Source organism: Aquimarina sp. MAR_2010_214 (genome assembly GCF_002846555.1).
Taxonomy (GTDB): Bacteria; Bacteroidota; Bacteroidia; order Flavobacteriales; family Flavobacteriaceae; genus Aquimarina.
On the sequence record NZ_PJMS01000001.1, the window covers coordinates 431,809 to 446,847 of the forward strand.

Sequence of the window (15,039 nt, forward strand, 5' to 3'; positions counted from 1 at the left end):
GAAATTTGATCTATAAAACAAACTAAGTATATACTATGCAAAAACACAGATGTGGCTGGTGTATTGGCGATCCATTATACGAAGCTTATCATGATACTGAATGGGGAGTACCACTACACGACGAGCAGCTTTTATTCGAATTTTTAATCCTTGAAACCTTTCAGGCTGGATTAAGCTGGATTACTATCTTACGAAAGAGAGAAAATTTCAAGATAGCTTTTGATAATTTTGATTATAAAATTGTTGCCAAATACAACGAAGCAAAGAAAGAAGAATTACTACAAAACGCTGGGATCATTCGCAATAAACTGAAGGTAAATTCTGCAATAACCAATGCTCAGAATTTTATGAAAATCCAAGAGGAATTTGGTAGTTTCAATGAATATATCTGGGGTTTTGTAAACGGAAAACAAGTTCAAAACAATTGGCCTCATCATAAAGATTGCCCAGCTACTACAGAGATTTCTGATACAATAAGTAAAGATTTAAAAAAGCGAGGGTTTAAGTTTGTGGGTTCTACTGTAATGTATGCTTTTATGCAAGCTATCGGTATGGTAAACGATCATGAAGTAGGCTGTTTTAGATACAAAGAAGTTTAATTATCGTATAGAAATTCATTAAAAACATCAAAAAATGAGTGGAGAAACTAATTTAACTACCCTTATCAGAAATATGTCCCCTGTATTACAAGCTGGTGAGTTTGTTTTTTCTACAGTAAAAAATACAGATAATATTCCCAGAGAAGATAGTATTGGTGAATTTAAAGAACAAGAAGGGGTAACTATTATACTTGATCGTAAAAAAGCAGAACAGCTTAATCTTTCTTATGAATATATTGCCTCATGGATAACTTTAAAAATTCACTCTTCTTTGGATGCAGTAGGTCTTACAGCTATTTTTTCGACAGAATTAGCAAAACATGAGATTAGCTGTAATGTAATTTCCGGCTATTATCATGATCATATTTTTGTTGACAAAAAAGATGAAAACAAAGCAATTAGCGTACTAAAGAAACTATCTAAAAATTATGAAGAATAGCTTACATTTTTATCCCAAAAGACAAGTCTCCGGCATCACCGAGACCAGGAATAATGTAGCTCTTATCATTTAATTTTTCATCAACTGCAGCAATCCAAAGATGAGTATTCTCTGGAAAAACATTTTTAATATATGATATCCCTTGTTCTGAACCAATTACAGAAACAATATGCACTTGTTCTGGCATGCCATGCCTTTTCATCACGGTAAAAGTATTCTCCAAAGTTTTTCCCGTTGCCAGCATTGGATCTGCCAAAATCAAAGTCTTATCCTGTAGAGAAGGTGAAGCTAGGTATTTTACCACAATTTCAAAATCATCATCATCATTTTGATGATCCCTATATGCCGAAATAAATCCATTTTCTGCAGCATCAAAATAATTTAATAGCCCTTGATGTAATGGCAATCCAGCTCTAAGAATAGAACATAATACAAGCGCATTCTTAGGCACCGAAATTTCTTTGGTTCCTAAAGGTGTTTGTACTGTTTTAATCTCATAATCCAAAGTTTTACTCAGTTCATAGCTTAGAATCTCACCTATTCGTTCGATATTCTTTCTAAAACGCATTGCGTCTTTCTGTATAGTAATATCTCTTAGTTCTAAAACAAATTGATTTAAAATTGAATTTTTTAATCCTAAATTATGAATAACCATTGACGTTACATTTTAAGAAGTTATTAAAAATCTTTTTATTGTTGTTATTTTTGAAATCAGTCGAAAATTAGAATTGATTTCTAACCTATCTCACTTCAAATATTTTATAAACGTTGCCCTTGTAATTTCTCTGGCCCCTAGGCTTGCCAAATGATCAGTATACACCTGGCAATCGATCAATTGTATTCCTTGTGCTATCAACCACTCTACCAAAGTAATAAAACCATATTTAGAAGCATTACTGGTTTTAGAAAACATACTCTCACCGCAAAATACTTTTTTATCTCTTAACAAGATCCCATACAATCCACCTACCAAAACTGATTCTTCCCAAACCTCAACAGAGATGGCATATCCCAGCTCATGAAGTTTTTTATACGCCTTTTGCATATCGTTTGTAATCCAGGTTCCTTCTTGTTCTGGACGTTTGATTGTTGCACAATGCTGCACAACACTTTCAAAAGCCTTATTAAATGTTACTTCAAACTTATTTTTTCTAATAAGTTGACGCATACTTTTACTTACTCTAAGTTCTGATGGAAAAAGTACCATTCTTGGATCGGGACTATACCATAAAATAGGTTGATCATCATCATACCAGGGGAAAATTCCATTATGATATGCCTTCAGTAATCTATCGACAGAAAGATCCCCTCCTATAGCCAATAACCCATTAGTATCAGCAAGAGTAATCGGTGGAAATTGTATTGCTTCTGTTAGAATATACAAATTATACTTATAAAACTTTATACAACGTTAAATATCAGTCAGTTGTTTGAATTGACCAAAAAAATCGCAATCTTTGTTAAGACCTTTTAAGATAAATTTTGTTCATCATTGCTTTTTTAAGTTTTATTAAGAGGTTAAACCTAAAACCACAATAATGAAAAGTCCGATATAAAATATCGGACTTTTTTCTTTTTATTAAAATATTGTATTGAACAACCTAATTAGAAAGGTAGGTCATCATGTTCTTCTTTAGAAAAATCTGTTGCAGGCTCAAAGGCATCTGCAGGTGGAGTTGGAGGAGCAGAAGCATTCTGAGCTGCAGGTTGCAAACTCTCAATTCTCCATCCTTGAATAGAATTAAAATACTTAGTTTCTCCTTGTGGATTTACCCACTCACGACCACGTAAATTAATACTTATTTTCACATCCTGACCTACTTGAAAAGGGTTTAATAAGTCACATTTATCCTGAACAAACTCTACCATGATATGCTGTGGGTATTGCTCTTCAGTAGTAACTACAACTTCTCTCTTTCTAAAACCATTGCTTCCAAAGGTTTGAGTCTCACCGATCATCTTTACTTTACCTTGTACTTCCATCTTATTGAATTATTATTTTGCTGCTATAATGTTCCATGCTGTATCTATATCATCCTGATCAAGATACTGCTTTGCAAATTTATGAATTTCTATTAGGTTAACCTCCTGAATTTTATCCTTAATATCACTATGGTTATTAACAAACTCTAAAGCCTCGGTTTTTGTTGGCATTCCTTCTACATTTCCTAGTTTACCTAAATCATTTCCTGTAAAAACAGTACTGTTTCTTACTTCTTCTGGCAATGCATCTATACCAATCCCTATTGAACTTAATGGTTTAGGCACTTCAAACATCCCCATATTGGCTCTACTATACCAATTTCCTCCCATACGGGCAACCTGATCTATTTTATGTTGATCTATTCTATTATTTTCGTCCATAACATTCTTATTAATATGCATAAGAACTACTTCGCAAATAACAAGATTACCTGCTCCTCCTTCATCTCCCATAGGAACTACCTGATTAACTTTGCATTCAAACTGTACCGGAGACTCACCTACACGAAATGGTTTTATTTTTTCTGAAGGAACCATAGTAAGTCCAGATTTCACAAATTCATTAACCCCTTCAGGATACTCTGTACTTGATAATGACATCTGCTGAACAATATCATAATTCACAATATTAATCACTACTTCTTTGGTAGATTCTGCATTTTCTAATGTATGTTTAGTAGTATTATCTCTTACTCGTCTAGCTGGAGAAAAAATAAGAATCGGTGGATTCGCACTAAATACATTAAAAAAACTAAACGGAGATAAATTAGCATTGCCATTTACATCCATCGTACTCGCAAAAGCTATAGGTCTGGGACCGATTGCACCAAGAATTAAACCATGTAATTTTCCTGTAGTAACCTCTGATGGATCGATTGTAATCATAATTTGTTTTATATTGAGCAAATATAACCAAACTTTGGTTTTAGAATCATTAAAAAAACAGGTTTTAGAATCTGTTTTATAAACAATAAAATCGTTTTAAAACGTTTATATTTAGGATTTAGTTAACTGGTCTGTATGAATTTTTCTGATGAGCGTAATTTTTCAAGCTATTTCATTATTATAGCTGTTTTAGTAATAACTGGTCTCGTTTTATGGAATACGTCGTTATTCATGCAACGTCTTAAGGATGATGAACGAACAAAAGTTGAAATATGGGTGCAATCCCAGAAAGCATTAGACAGTGAACAATCTGATGATTACCTCGAATTATCTATTGTCATAAATACTACAAACAAATCTATCCCTATTATCATTACAGATTCTAAAGGTGATTTTATTAGAGATTCCTTAGGAAAACCTGATCCTAGTTATTTTAAAAATTTATCTAAAAATGAAATAACAGATGAAGAAAAACTTAAATCATATTTAAAAACGTTAAAATCAGAAAATGACCCTATAGAACTCGATCTTAAAGATACGGTTCAATATATTTACTATGGAAATTCGGATATTTTAAATAAACTGAAATATTACCCAATGACCATTGCCATCATTATATTTCTGTTAATTGGAGTAATCTATTTCTTTTTTACTACCTCTAAAGCCAGTGAACAAAATAAACTTTGGGCAGGTATGGCTAAGGAAACTGCCCACCAAATCGGTACACCTCTATCCTCCTTAGTAGGATGGAATGAAATCCTTAAAACCGAAAATGTAAACCCCGAATATATCGTAGAAATCGAAAAAGATATTGAACGATTAAAGATAATCACAGAACGTTTTTCTAAAATTGGTTCAATTCCCAATCTCGAAGATGTTGATATTGTAGAAGAAACCCGAAATGCCTATACATATCTTCAATCCAGAAGCTCTAAACTTATTAATTTTTCACTTAACTTACCCGATAATCCTATTCACGTATCTTTAAACTCCCAATTATATAGCTGGACAATCGAAAATCTTGTAAAAAATGCTATTGATGCGATGCGAGGAAAAGGAGATCTTGAAATTGATCTTGTAGATGATGCAAAACGAGTATTTATAAGAATTAAAGATACTGGTAAGGGTATTCCTAAAAGTAAATTTACCAAAATTTTTGAACCCGGTTATACATCTAAGAGCAGAGGGTGGGGTTTAGGCTTATCATTATCAAAGAGAATTATAGAAGAATATCACTTAGGAAAAATTAAAGTTCTTAGATCAGATATTGGTAAAGGCACTACTTTTCAAATCACACTTCGTAAGTCTGGAGTTGATTCTTAGATAATAAATTTTCTTAAAGGGTATAACAATATTTTTTTCGAAACGTTATAGAATACCTAGAACGCCAAATCGAAACAAAGTGAAAACTGAGTATATCATTTTAAAAGAAACAACTCTTAACAATAATTGCCCTGAATGTTATTCTACTGATGGCATGGTACTTTCTTTCAAACAACAAAGAGTAAAATCAAAACTTCTGGTTAAAACCAAAAGTAATATTGTCGAAAGTATTAACTGCAATAAGTGTGAAAATCAAATTTTTCCAGGGCAGTGGACCACAGATATAGAGAGAGTATATGATTATCATAAAAAAACAATCTCTCGCCAATCTGGATCATTGCGTTTCACCAAATTGTTTTATCTGCTAATACTTCTTGCGATAGGTATAGCGGTTTTTGTGTATATCTATCTTTACAGACCAGATCTTTTAGGAATCTAATATTGTTTCATAAGCTGTCGTAATTCATCTGTTATCATAAAGGTTTTATCTGTATTAAAATCAAAACAAACTGCTACATCATGACCTTCAGCACAAAGTACTCCTTCATCATTATACAATTTATGATGTAATCCAAAACTAGAGTTTTTAATAAATTCAACTTTAGTTTTAATTATTACATTTCCCGGGAAAAACAAAGGATTTTTAAAATCACATTGTGTAGAAACCAGCATTGGCCCTTTTTTAGTTTCGGCATATAATGTTGCCAAACCGGATACTTCCCAGAATTGAACACGTGCACTTTGCATATATTTCATGAAATTTACATTGTTCACATGCTGATAGGTATCCATTTCACTCCAATCAATACGAAGTTGTAGAGATAATTTAAAATCAGATTCTTGCATATGCCTTTATAAATTCGATTGAATATCTTCTGCTAGTGTTTTAAAATCTGACTCTGACATAGAAATTTTATGCTGAAAAGTCATTTCTTTCATTTCATTTAATGGAATTAAGTGTACGTGTACATGAGGTACTTCTAAACCTACAACGGCAATACCAACACGTTTACACGAGACTGTTTTCTCTAGAGCTTTAGCTACTTTACGAGAAAAGCGCATTAACTCCAGATACTCATCTTCTTCTAGATCAAATATTTGATCTTCTTCTTTTTTAGGAATACAAAGTGTATGTCCTTTTGCATTTGGACTAATATCCAAAAAGGCGTAATAATTCTCATCTTCGGCCACTTTATACGATGGAATTTCGCCATTTACAATTTTAGTAAATAGGGTAGACATTAATTAAATTTTAGTTGGGTTACGGTTTTGGAAATATAGTTTATTTATCTGTAAGTCAAAACCATAAAAAAGCCTTTTTTTTAAAATTAAAAAAGGCTTGTAATAAAATCTAATAAATTGCTTACTTTATTCTCTTGTAATCTCTACAACATCAAACTTCATAATCCCATTAGGGACCTGTATTTCGGCTATTTCGCCAACACTTTTCCCTAGGAGGCCTTTTCCGATAGGAGAATCTACAGATATTTTTCCCGTTTTAAGATCAGCTTCACTTTGTGCTACCAATTTATAAATCATTTCGGCACCATTAGTTTGATTTTTGATCTTTACAGTAGAATGTATAAGGGCTTTAGACGTGTCTAATTGAGATTCGTCTATTAAACGCGCATTTGAAAGAGTCTCTTCCAATTTAGAAATTCTCATCTCTAATAATCCCTGTGCTTCTTTTGCGGCGTCATATTCGGCATTTTCACTTAAATCCCCTTTATCACGTGCCTCAGCTATTGCCTGAGAAGCTTTTGGACGCTCTATATCCTTAAGTTGACCTAGTTCGTCTCTTAGTTTTTTAAGCCCCTCTGCAGTGTAATAAGATACTTTGCTCATAACTTCATCGTTTATATAAATACAAAAAATCCCATAAGAATGGGATTTGTTATTCAAAGATAACAAAAATTTTACTGAAGACTACAAATTTACGTAATTTGCCAATACAATAGTAGTGTTATGAAAAAGACTTTATTTTTAGCAAGTGTTCTTTTGATTTTATCATGTAGTAGTGATAATAAAGTAGATAATAATCAATTTCTACCTCCGTCAAATGTTAATTATCAAATCAACCTTAATTTACCTCAATTTAACCCGCTTAAATTTCCGGGTAATCATCTTGTAGATAACACAGAAAATGGGAGTATTAGAGGAATCATCATTTATAATATTGATAACACTCAGTATGCCGCTTTTGAACTTAGTGACCCAAACCATTCTCCCAACAACTGTTCCGCTGTAAGTGTTGAAAATCAAACATCAATTACTGCTACTTGTGGATGCGATGACGGAAATAGTTACAATATTGTTACAGGGCAGCAAACCTCTGGTGATGGCCAATTTGGATTAAGGCGATATAATGTGCGAAGAGAAGGAAATACGTTATTTATCTCTAATTAGTACACTACCTTTTTAAATCTTCACTATCTTTTTTTGAAATTACCACCTTAAAAGACATATCATCTTCGTGGCCTTTAAATTCAATTTTATACTCTTGCCAAAATGAAGCAGTATATGTATGTTTTGATTTTCCATCTATCCCATGTATAGAAATTTCTGTTTCACCACAAGCATTCCCTTTAGATAGTGCCAAGTGTATGGTTTCTTTCGTTGGGCCATTAATATAGGGGCGTTTATATGTAAATGATTTTAACAAAATAGACAACGAATCTACAAGGTGTACTGGTTCATTGATTTTTAACTTAACAAGCAAAGGATTTTTATACTGTACGGTTTTTATATTCTGTTCTTTTTGGGAGTAGATTGAATAACTACAAAAAAAGAGAAGAAAAGTTATCGTAATTATCTTATTCATATCAATAAAATCATACATTCTATATTCACAATTGTAATTTTAAGCGCTTAAAGATATTATAATTTATTTCCAATTATGAGCCCAATCTTTCCAAACTACTTCTAGTCCTTTATTTTTAAGCATCTTCACGACATCTCCTGTAGAGCGTTCATCCGAAATTTCGAACTGTTCTAATGATTGAGGTGCTACAGCATAACCTCCTGGATTAGTTTTAGACTCGGCACTTATAGAAGTGATTCCGAGATTTACAATATGTTCTCTAAACACTTCGCTTTCTCGGGTAGACATAGACAATTCTACATCTTCATCTAATAATCGAAAAGCACATATCAACTGTACTAAATCTGAATCTGTCATTTCTACTTTTGGTTCTAATCCACCACTATATGGTCTTAACCTCGGAAAGGATATCGAATATTTTGTTTTCCAGTATGTTTTTTGCAAATAATTAAGATGCAACGCTGTAAAAAAGCTATCTGCTCTCCAATCCTCTAAACCAAAAAGTGCTCCTAACCCTATTTTATGAACTCCTGCTTTACCTAATCGGTCTGGGGTTTCTAATCGATAATCAAAATTAGATTTTCTCCCTTTGGGATGATGTTTTTTATACGCTGACTTATGGTATGTTTCCTGGTACACTAATACTGCATACAAACCATTCTTGATCAATAGTTCGTACTCAGACTGATCCAACGGTTGCACTTCTATAGTAATATTAGCAAACTTTGATTGTATGAGCTGTATTACATTATTAATATAATCTACCCCTACTGTTTTATTTGCCTCACCTGTAACCAAAAGGATATGATCATAGCCTTTGGATTTCAGAAAATCTACCTCTTTTAGAATTTCTTTATCAGTTAATGTCCTTCTCCGAATTTTATTAGTCATACTAAACCCACAGTATGTACATATATTTTGACATTCATTACTCAGGTACATTGGAGTATACATCTGAATGGTGTTGCCAAAACGTTTTTTAGTAGTATAGCTACTCATTTGCGCCATATGTTCTAGATATGGTTTTGCAGCGGGAGAAATCAATGCTTTAAAATCTTCGAGATCTCTTTTGGGTTTGGCAAGAGCATTCGTAACATCAGCTTCTGTTTTAGAAAAAATACTGGAAAGTGTTTCATCCCAATCATATTGTTCGAATGTTTTTTTAAAGGTTTTCATTTTTAATGGCTATTAGGTTTTGGGCATCAGCTATTAGCTTTCGGGTATAGGTAAAATCAAATTATCTAAATGACTTAATCAAACCATAAATCATTTTCTTAATACTAATAATACATTCTAAAAGCTCTTTATAGTTATCATGTGAAACAAATCTCAGGTCTTTAGATAAAAAAAGTAAATATTCTACTTCTGAGGCTGACCCTGAAGCTATTCCTAAAAAACGAACAAAATTTTTATCTGAATCATATCCACAACCTTCTGAAATATTAGTAGGCACTGAAGATGAAGCTCTTCTAATTTGTGATATAAGTCCATATTTTTCTTCTTCAGGGAATTTTTTTGTTATTTCATAAACGAGCAAACACAATTCATGACTTTTCTCCCAGACTTTTAGTTCTCTAAAATTTCTCATAATTCTTTTTATCTAAGCTCTACTCTATGTAAATATATTATACTTAGATATCAGAAATCTAATACCCGAGACCTGATACCTTTTTTCAGCCTTGTGTTAAAAATGATGTTAACGGGCTACTCGCCTCTGCATGCTCTCGAATAGGGGCTAATTTTGAATGATACGCCATACGGCCAGCTTCTACGGCCATTCTAAATGCTTTTGCCATCGTTATTGGTTGCTGTGATACTGCAATAGCCGTATTTACCAATACAGCATCTGCACCAATCTCCATCGCTTGTGCTGCATGAGAAGGGCTTCCAATACCCGCATCTACAATTACAGGAACATTACTTTGATCTATGATAATTTCTAAAAACTCTAATGTTTTTAATCCTTTATTGCTTCCTATTGGAGCACCTAACGGCATCACACATTGTGCTCCTACTTCTTCTAATCGTTTACACAAAACCGGATCTGCATGGATATAAGGCATAATCACAAACCCTTGTTTCACCAATTCTGAAGCTGCTTTTAAGGTTTCAATAGGATCTGGCAATAAATATTTTGGATCCGGATGAATTTCTAATTTTATCCAGTTAGTTTCTAAAGCTTCTCTTGCTAATTGTGCCGCAAAAATAGCCTCTTTAGCATCACGAACTCCAGATGTATTAGGAAGTAAATTAATTCGTGGATGATCCAAATGTTTTAATATATCATCGTTTTCATTATCAACATCAACTCTTTTTAAAGCTACCGTTACCAGCTCACTTTCTGAAGCAAGTAACGCTTCTTTCATTAATAAAGAAGAACTAAACTTTCCTGTTCCCGTAAATAAACGGGATGAAAATTCTTTTCCTGCAATTTTTAATTTTTCCATTTCTTAACGATTAGCTAATAGCTTTTTTATAGTTTCTATTTTTTTCTTCAGATCCGTTTGGTTTGTTAACATTCCAGAAATAGCAATTCCCGACACTCCTGTTTGCATAAGTATTTCAATATCTTTCTCTGTGATTCCTCCAATTGCAACTACAGGTACTTTTAAGTTTTTGTTTTTAAGCTGACCAAGAATATTTCTATAACCTTCTACTCCTAATATCGGGCTCAGTTTTTTTTTGGTTACCGTATGTTTATATGGTCCAAGGCCTATGTAATCTACACTATCTTCTAGGTGCTGTAAGCAGTTTTCTATAGTATTTGCAGTACCACCAATAATAAAGTTATCTCCCAGAATTTTTCGTGCCTCCCGAGGATTCATATCACTTAATCCCAAATGTATGCCATCGGCCAGAACAGCTTTTGTCACACTTACATTATCATTGACAATCATAATGGCGTCATATTGATCGCAGATATTTCTACATTGCAATGCTGTATTTAAATACGTAGCCATGTCTACATCTTTAAGACGTAATTGTATCCATCTACAACCTGCTTTGCAGGCATTCTCTATATTTTTAAGATGTTCCTGCGGAGTTCTGCCTTGTGATATATATTGAAGTCTTATCATTAATTTTATGAGGTTATGGAATTAAGAATTGCTTTTACAATACCTGCTTAACATTTTGCTTATTATTTTATAGCTAATTCCATAACAGGTAAAAACCTATTAGGGATGCTACTTTCTATTTTACCGACCGTTTTAAATCCAAACTTTATATAAAACTTTTCAGCTTTCGGCTCTGCATATAATCGAACTTTTTCAAAATTACTTTCTTGTATTTTTTTCAAAAAATCATTCATCAAAACAGAACCGTACCCTTTCCCGATACTACTAGGATGAAGAAATATATTATCCAACTCAACTACACTCCCTTCTTTCTCTATATAAGAATAATACCCTTTTATAATATCATCAGAAGTCATTTTATACACCTCGTTTTTAATAATATACTCTTTTGTAATCGTAAGATCTTTTTCCCATTTTTTAATTTGTTCATCATCATATCCCCAAAATGCTTTTGATATTTTGGTCAAGCTAGTTATCTCTTCGGCATCATTAACATTGGCCTCTACTATTATTTCTTTTCTCATTTTACTAATAACTTTAAACCCTGTGGTACCCTAACAAACTACTATTAGAACTCAGTATTTTTTCGGTATATCTTTTTCCTCTATAACACGCTTTTATTAATGAAAACCCTAATGCTAAATAGGTAGTAATTGCAGAAGAAAGCACACAACCACTTCCATGCTTTTCTGATACATTTTGTCTTTTGGGGTTAAACGTAAAATTCTTTCCACTTGTAGTGAATAGTTCATCTTTCCCAACTGCTTCTTTTCTATGCCCTCCTTTTAGAAAAAGATTAGTTTTACTAGAGATATAAACAATTGTTTCTTCGATAGTTTTACTTGAGTATAACTTTTCTATTTCATTATAATTTGGTGTCAAAAGATAGATTTTATCTAATACTTCCTCAAACTGTTTCTCGATGTTATTCTGGTCATCTGAATCGTCGTTAGAAGAATGAAAATCAAAATCTGAACTAGATTTCAGTACTGGATCTAAGATTATTTTGATTCCATCATTTTTTTCTAATACAACATCAATAATTGCATTAAGTATTTTCCAATTCTGAACGATTCCTATTTTTACATATGTTATTGTGAAACGATCAAATAATATATCTACTTGACTTTTTATCACATCAATATCCGTCCAATAACATGTTTTGAATTCAACATCATTCTGGATCGTATTTGCAGTACAAACAGATAAACCATAGCCCTTTAATGCTTCAATCGTTTTAATATCTGCAGTAAGTCCAGCTCCGTTTGACGGATCAAAACCTGCAATAGTAAGTACATACGGTCTTTTTACCATTCTTATTAAGAATCAACTTTAAGTAATTTGTATTGTTTTAAGTTTATCATAAATCATTTTGAAACTTTGTAATGAATCCTCTGTATTCCATATTCCTCCTAAAACACCAACTCCTCTATATCCCAAATCGAATGTGGCTTGCAATGTATTCTCATTAATTCCGCCCATCCCTATTACAAATTCATTTAGGTCCGTAACATCAAATCCTTTTCCTTCATACCCTGCTTTAGAAATCGAGCCAAAAACCGGGCTTAATAAAACATATTCAAAATCAACTGAACAATTTTTAATATCCTCTTTAGAATGAAAAGAGCTACTTACTTTAAAACCTTTCGTTTTATAATTATTGACATACTCTTCTAACTTTTCTTCTAAATCTAGTCGTGGTTGTTCCTGAATATGAATTCCTCTCAAATTAAATTCTTCGCATAATTCATGAAATTGATGTATCATAATACAACTATGGTATTTTGCATCAATTTGGTTGAGCAAAGCTCTATATCCTTCTACATCAAATGTTGGTTTGCGAAAATGCAATATCTCCAGACCATTATCGAATAGTTTATTGATTTTATTTGCTTCATTTTCTAATTCTCGTTCTGAGGTTAATATGATTAGCATAGATCGGGTTTTGGGTTTCTGGTTTTGGGTATCAGCTATCTGGTTTTAGCTATCACGAATACCTGATACCCGATACCCAATAGCTGACACCTGATACCTACAAATATACTTCGCTTCCTTTTTCTTTAAACTCTTCTGCTTTTTCCTGCATTCCTGCTTCGAGTGCTTTTCGATCATCAATTTCTTTTTTTGCAGCATAATCACGTACCTCCTGAGATATTTTCATCGAACAAAATTTTGGACCACACATACTACAGAAATGAGCAATTTTTGCACCTTCTGCCGGTAGTGTTTCATCATGATATTCTCTTGCTAGTTCTGGATCCAGAGATAAATTGAATTGATCTTCCCATCGAAACTCAAAACGTGCCTTACTCAAGGCATCATCCCGATGTTGTGCTCCCGGGTGTCCTTTTGCTAAATCTGCGGCATGCGCTGCCAATTTATAAGTAATCACTCCTGTACGTACATCTTCCTTATTGGGTAATCCCAAATGTTCTTTTGGAGTCACATAGCACAACATTGCGGTTCCATACCAACCTATCATAGCAGCTCCGATTCCCGAAGTGATATGATCATAACCAGGGGCAATATCAGTAGTCAAAGGCCCTAAGGTATAAAAAGGTGCTTCTCCACAAGCTTCTAGCTGCTTATCCATATTTGCTTTTATCATATGCATTGGCACATGTCCTGGTCCTTCGATAAAAGTTTGCACATCGTGTTTCCATGCAATTTTTGTTAACTCTCCCAGGGTTTCTAATTCTGCAAACTGGGCTTCATCATTAGCATCTGCAATACAACCCGGGCGCAATCCATCACCTAAGGAAAATGCTACATCATAAGCTTTCATAATCTCGCATATTTCTTCAAAATGTGTATATAAAAAGCTTTCTTTATGATGTGCAAGGCACCACTTTGCCATAATAGATCCTCCTCTAGAAACGATACCAGTGATACGTTTTGCTGTCATAGGGACATATGCCAGACGTACTCCCGCATGAATCGTAAAATAATCTACTCCTTGTTCTGCCTGCTCGATCAATGTATCTTTAAAAATCTCCCACGTTAAATCTTCGGCCTTACCATTTACTTTTTCTAATGCTTGATAGATAGGTACCGTTCCTATGGGTACTGGTGAGTTACGAATAATCCATTCTCTGGTTTCGTGTATATTTTTTCCTGTAGAAAGATCCATAATATTATCTGCTCCCCAGCGGCATGCCCATACTGCTTTTTCTACTTCTTCTTCGATACTTGATGTTGTAGCAGAATTACCAATATTTGCATTTATTTTTACCAAAAAGTTTCTCCCCAATATCATCGGTTCACTTTCTGGGTGATTGATGTTAGATGGAATCACTGCTCTTCCTCTTGCAATTTCTTCTCTCACAAATTCTGGAGTAATTACCTCTGGAATACTTGCTCCAAAGTCTTGCCCAGGATGTTGTTTCGAAAGGCGTTTCACTTCTTGAAGTTTTTGATTTTCGCGTATAGCTACATACTCCATTTCGGGAGTAATGACACCTTGTTTCGCATAATACATCTGGGAAACATTCTTGTCTTGTTTAGCTCGTTTTGGCATGCGAAGATGATTAAATCTCAAGTGATCCAAACTAGAGTCCTGTAATCTCTCATTACAATATTCTGAAGAAAAACTACCTAACTCTTCTACATCTTCACGATCTAAAACCCATTGTTCTCGTATAGGTTCGATCCCATTATGCACATTGATCTTTTTTGAAGGATCTGTATATGGCCCACTTGTATCATACACCGTAACAGATTGATTAGTCGTTCTTTTTCCTGTAACACTATCAACGGTATCACTTAACTCAATCTCTCGCATTGCTACCTTAACTTCTGAATGAATAACCCCAGAGACATAGATTTTTTCTGAACTAGGAAAAGGTGTAGTACTAATTATAGTATCCTGTGGTGCTGTATCTTTTTTCTTCATAAATATTGTGTTTCAGGTTT

General features: G+C 33.4%; 21 protein-coding genes. 5 read left to right on the forward strand and 16 right to left on the reverse strand.

What is annotated here, in order from left to right; all coding sequences use genetic code 11:
• The first annotated feature begins 35 nt into the window (after positions 1 to 35).
• Both ATE84_RS01920 and ATE84_RS01925 read left to right on the forward strand, forming a co-directional pair.
• Positions 36 to 599, forward strand: a complete 564-nt coding sequence (locus ATE84_RS01920) for a DNA-3-methyladenine glycosylase I (RefSeq protein ID WP_101445354.1) — start codon at positions 36 to 38, stop codon at positions 597 to 599.
• A 34-nt stretch (positions 600 to 633) separates the two neighbouring features.
• Positions 634 to 1,038 (forward strand): ACT domain-containing protein, encoded by a 405-nt coding sequence (locus ATE84_RS01925; RefSeq protein WP_101445356.1) that lies wholly within the window; start codon positions 634 to 636, stop codon positions 1,036 to 1,038.
• A gap of 1 nt (position 1,039) precedes the next feature.
• Here ATE84_RS01925 and upp read toward each other — a convergent pair whose 3' ends face one another.
• The 4 genes from upp to ATE84_RS01945 all read right to left on the reverse strand — a co-directional run bounded on the left by upp (position 1,040) and on the right by ATE84_RS01945 (position 3,906).
• Positions 1,040 to 1,693 (reverse strand): uracil phosphoribosyltransferase, encoded by a 654-nt coding sequence (gene upp, locus ATE84_RS01930; RefSeq protein WP_101445358.1) that lies wholly within the window; start codon positions 1,691 to 1,693, stop codon positions 1,040 to 1,042.
• Between the two features lie 90 nt (positions 1,694 to 1,783).
• Positions 1,784 to 2,422: a leucyl/phenylalanyl-tRNA--protein transferase gene (gene aat, locus ATE84_RS01935; protein WP_101445360.1), complete on the reverse strand. Its 639-nt coding sequence runs from the start codon at positions 2,420 to 2,422 to the stop codon at positions 1,784 to 1,786.
• A gap of 221 nt (positions 2,423 to 2,643) precedes the next feature.
• Entirely contained in the window at positions 2,644 to 3,021 is a 378-nt protein-coding gene (locus ATE84_RS01940) for a DUF3127 domain-containing protein (protein WP_101445361.1), read from the reverse strand.
• Between the two features lie 12 nt (positions 3,022 to 3,033).
• Positions 3,034 to 3,906: a flavin reductase family protein gene (locus ATE84_RS01945; protein WP_101445363.1), complete on the reverse strand. Its 873-nt coding sequence runs from the start codon at positions 3,904 to 3,906 to the stop codon at positions 3,034 to 3,036.
• A gap of 135 nt (positions 3,907 to 4,041) precedes the next feature.
• Here ATE84_RS01945 and ATE84_RS01950 point away from each other — a divergent pair, with 135 nt between their 5' ends.
• Both ATE84_RS01950 and ATE84_RS01955 read left to right on the forward strand, forming a co-directional pair.
• Positions 4,042 to 5,229, forward strand: a complete 1,188-nt coding sequence (locus ATE84_RS01950) for a HAMP domain-containing sensor histidine kinase (protein ID WP_101445365.1) — start codon at positions 4,042 to 4,044, stop codon at positions 5,227 to 5,229.
• 79 nt (positions 5,230 to 5,308) lie between these two features.
• The gene (locus ATE84_RS01955; RefSeq protein ID WP_101445367.1) at positions 5,309 to 5,668 is read left to right on the forward strand and encodes a hypothetical protein; all 360 of its coding nucleotides are present in this window, start codon (positions 5,309 to 5,311) and stop codon (positions 5,666 to 5,668) included.
• On the opposite strand, the gene ATE84_RS01960 is transcribed toward ATE84_RS01955, so the two are convergent.
• The 3 genes from ATE84_RS01960 to greA all read right to left on the reverse strand — a co-directional run bounded on the left by ATE84_RS01960 (position 5,665) and on the right by greA (position 7,074).
• Positions 5,665 to 6,075 carry a thioesterase family protein gene (locus ATE84_RS01960; RefSeq protein WP_101445368.1) on the reverse strand — a complete coding sequence of 137 codons (411 nt, stop codon included), beginning with the start codon at positions 6,073 to 6,075 and terminating at the stop codon, positions 5,665 to 5,667. The genes ATE84_RS01955 and ATE84_RS01960 overlap by 4 nt on opposite strands.
• Positions 6,076 to 6,081: 6 nt before the next feature.
• Positions 6,082 to 6,471 carry an HIT family protein gene (locus ATE84_RS01965; RefSeq protein WP_101445370.1) on the reverse strand — a complete coding sequence of 130 codons (390 nt, stop codon included), beginning with the start codon at positions 6,469 to 6,471 and terminating at the stop codon, positions 6,082 to 6,084.
• A gap of 126 nt (positions 6,472 to 6,597) precedes the next feature.
• Entirely contained in the window at positions 6,598 to 7,074 is a 477-nt protein-coding gene (greA, locus tag ATE84_RS01970; RefSeq protein WP_101445372.1) for a transcription elongation factor GreA, read from the reverse strand.
• A gap of 120 nt (positions 7,075 to 7,194) precedes the next feature.
• Here greA and ATE84_RS01975 point away from each other — a divergent pair, with 120 nt between their 5' ends.
• The gene (locus tag ATE84_RS01975) at positions 7,195 to 7,635 is read left to right on the forward strand and encodes a hypothetical protein (protein WP_101445374.1); all 441 of its coding nucleotides are present in this window, start codon (positions 7,195 to 7,197) and stop codon (positions 7,633 to 7,635) included.
• Between the two features lie 4 nt (positions 7,636 to 7,639).
• Here ATE84_RS01975 and ATE84_RS01980 read toward each other — a convergent pair whose 3' ends face one another.
• The 9 genes from ATE84_RS01980 to thiC form a co-directional block, all read right to left on the reverse strand.
• Positions 7,640 to 8,050 (reverse strand): hypothetical protein, encoded by a 411-nt coding sequence (locus ATE84_RS01980; RefSeq protein ID WP_143273545.1) that lies wholly within the window; start codon positions 8,048 to 8,050, stop codon positions 7,640 to 7,642.
• 63 nt (positions 8,051 to 8,113) lie between these two features.
• The gene (gene thiH / locus ATE84_RS01985; RefSeq protein WP_101445377.1) at positions 8,114 to 9,226 is read right to left on the reverse strand and encodes a 2-iminoacetate synthase ThiH; all 1,113 of its coding nucleotides are present in this window, start codon (positions 9,224 to 9,226) and stop codon (positions 8,114 to 8,116) included.
• Positions 9,227 to 9,287: 61 nt separating this feature from the next.
• Complete coding sequence (locus ATE84_RS01990; RefSeq protein ID WP_101445379.1) at positions 9,288 to 9,638, reverse strand: four helix bundle protein; 351 nt, start codon at positions 9,636 to 9,638, stop codon at positions 9,288 to 9,290.
• Positions 9,639 to 9,723: 85 nt separating this feature from the next.
• On the reverse strand, positions 9,724 to 10,497 hold the full coding sequence (locus ATE84_RS01995; RefSeq protein ID WP_101445381.1) for a thiazole synthase: 774 nt from the start codon (positions 10,495 to 10,497) through the stop codon (positions 9,724 to 9,726).
• 3 nt (positions 10,498 to 10,500) lie between these two features.
• Positions 10,501 to 11,127: a thiamine phosphate synthase gene (locus tag ATE84_RS02000; protein WP_101445383.1), complete on the reverse strand. Its 627-nt coding sequence runs from the start codon at positions 11,125 to 11,127 to the stop codon at positions 10,501 to 10,503.
• Between the two features lie 62 nt (positions 11,128 to 11,189).
• Positions 11,190 to 11,651, reverse strand: a complete 462-nt coding sequence (locus ATE84_RS02005; RefSeq protein WP_101445384.1) for a GNAT family N-acetyltransferase — start codon at positions 11,649 to 11,651, stop codon at positions 11,190 to 11,192.
• A 13-nt stretch (positions 11,652 to 11,664) separates the two neighbouring features.
• Complete coding sequence (locus tag ATE84_RS02010; RefSeq protein ID WP_101445386.1) at positions 11,665 to 12,441, reverse strand: hydroxymethylpyrimidine/phosphomethylpyrimidine kinase; 777 nt, start codon at positions 12,439 to 12,441, stop codon at positions 11,665 to 11,667.
• A gap of 18 nt (positions 12,442 to 12,459) precedes the next feature.
• The gene (locus ATE84_RS02015; protein WP_101445388.1) at positions 12,460 to 13,062 is read right to left on the reverse strand and encodes a thiamine phosphate synthase; all 603 of its coding nucleotides are present in this window, start codon (positions 13,060 to 13,062) and stop codon (positions 12,460 to 12,462) included.
• A gap of 97 nt (positions 13,063 to 13,159) precedes the next feature.
• Complete coding sequence (gene thiC / locus ATE84_RS02020; protein WP_101445390.1) at positions 13,160 to 15,019, reverse strand: phosphomethylpyrimidine synthase ThiC; 1,860 nt, start codon at positions 15,017 to 15,019, stop codon at positions 13,160 to 13,162.
• Positions 15,020 to 15,039: the final 20 nt, after the last annotated feature.

Bases quoted from the DNA above. Each gene is read 5' to 3' on its own strand.
- ATE84_RS01925 (WP_101445356.1), top strand. From the start codon at position 634: ATGAGTGGAGAAACTAATTTAACTACCCTTATCAGAAATATGTCCCCT.
- ATE84_RS01940 (WP_101445361.1), bottom strand. From the start codon at position 3,021: ATGGAAGTACAAGGTAAAGTAAAGATGATCGGTGAGACTCAAACCTTT.
- ATE84_RS01995 (WP_101445381.1), bottom strand. From the start codon at position 10,497: ATGGAAAAATTAAAAATTGCAGGAAAAGAATTTTCATCCCGTTTATTT.
- ATE84_RS01975 (WP_101445374.1), top strand. From the start codon at position 7,195: ATGAAAAAGACTTTATTTTTAGCAAGTGTTCTTTTGATTTTATCATGT.
- ATE84_RS01950 (WP_101445365.1), top strand. From the start codon at position 4,042: ATGAATTTTTCTGATGAGCGTAATTTTTCAAGCTATTTCATTATTATA.
- greA (WP_101445372.1), bottom strand. From the start codon at position 7,074: ATGAGCAAAGTATCTTATTACACTGCAGAGGGGCTTAAAAAACTAAGA.
- ATE84_RS02000 (WP_101445383.1), bottom strand. From the start codon at position 11,127: ATGATAAGACTTCAATATATATCACAAGGCAGAACTCCGCAGGAACAT.
- ATE84_RS01965 (WP_101445370.1), bottom strand. From the start codon at position 6,471: ATGTCTACCCTATTTACTAAAATTGTAAATGGCGAAATTCCATCGTAT.
- ATE84_RS01990 (WP_101445379.1), bottom strand. From the start codon at position 9,638: ATGAGAAATTTTAGAGAACTAAAAGTCTGGGAGAAAAGTCATGAATTG.
- ATE84_RS01980 (WP_143273545.1), bottom strand. From the start codon at position 8,050: ATGAATAAGATAATTACGATAACTTTTCTTCTCTTTTTTTGTAGTTAT.
- ATE84_RS01920 (WP_101445354.1), top strand. From the start codon at position 36: ATGCAAAAACACAGATGTGGCTGGTGTATTGGCGATCCATTATACGAA.
- upp (WP_101445358.1), bottom strand. From the start codon at position 1,693: ATGGTTATTCATAATTTAGGATTAAAAAATTCAATTTTAAATCAATTT.
- ATE84_RS01960 (WP_101445368.1), bottom strand. From the start codon at position 6,075: ATGCAAGAATCTGATTTTAAATTATCTCTACAACTTCGTATTGATTGG.
- ATE84_RS01945 (WP_101445363.1), bottom strand. From the start codon at position 3,906: ATGATTACAATCGATCCATCAGAGGTTACTACAGGAAAATTACATGGT.
- thiC (WP_101445390.1), bottom strand. From the start codon at position 15,019: ATGAAGAAAAAAGATACAGCACCACAGGATACTATAATTAGTACTACA.
- thiH (WP_101445377.1), bottom strand. From the start codon at position 9,226: ATGAAAACCTTTAAAAAAACATTCGAACAATATGATTGGGATGAAACA.
- ATE84_RS02015 (WP_101445388.1), bottom strand. From the start codon at position 13,062: ATGCTAATCATATTAACCTCAGAACGAGAATTAGAAAATGAAGCAAAT.
- ATE84_RS02010 (WP_101445386.1), bottom strand. From the start codon at position 12,441: ATGGTAAAAAGACCGTATGTACTTACTATTGCAGGTTTTGATCCGTCA.
- ATE84_RS02005 (WP_101445384.1), bottom strand. From the start codon at position 11,651: ATGAGAAAAGAAATAATAGTAGAGGCCAATGTTAATGATGCCGAAGAG.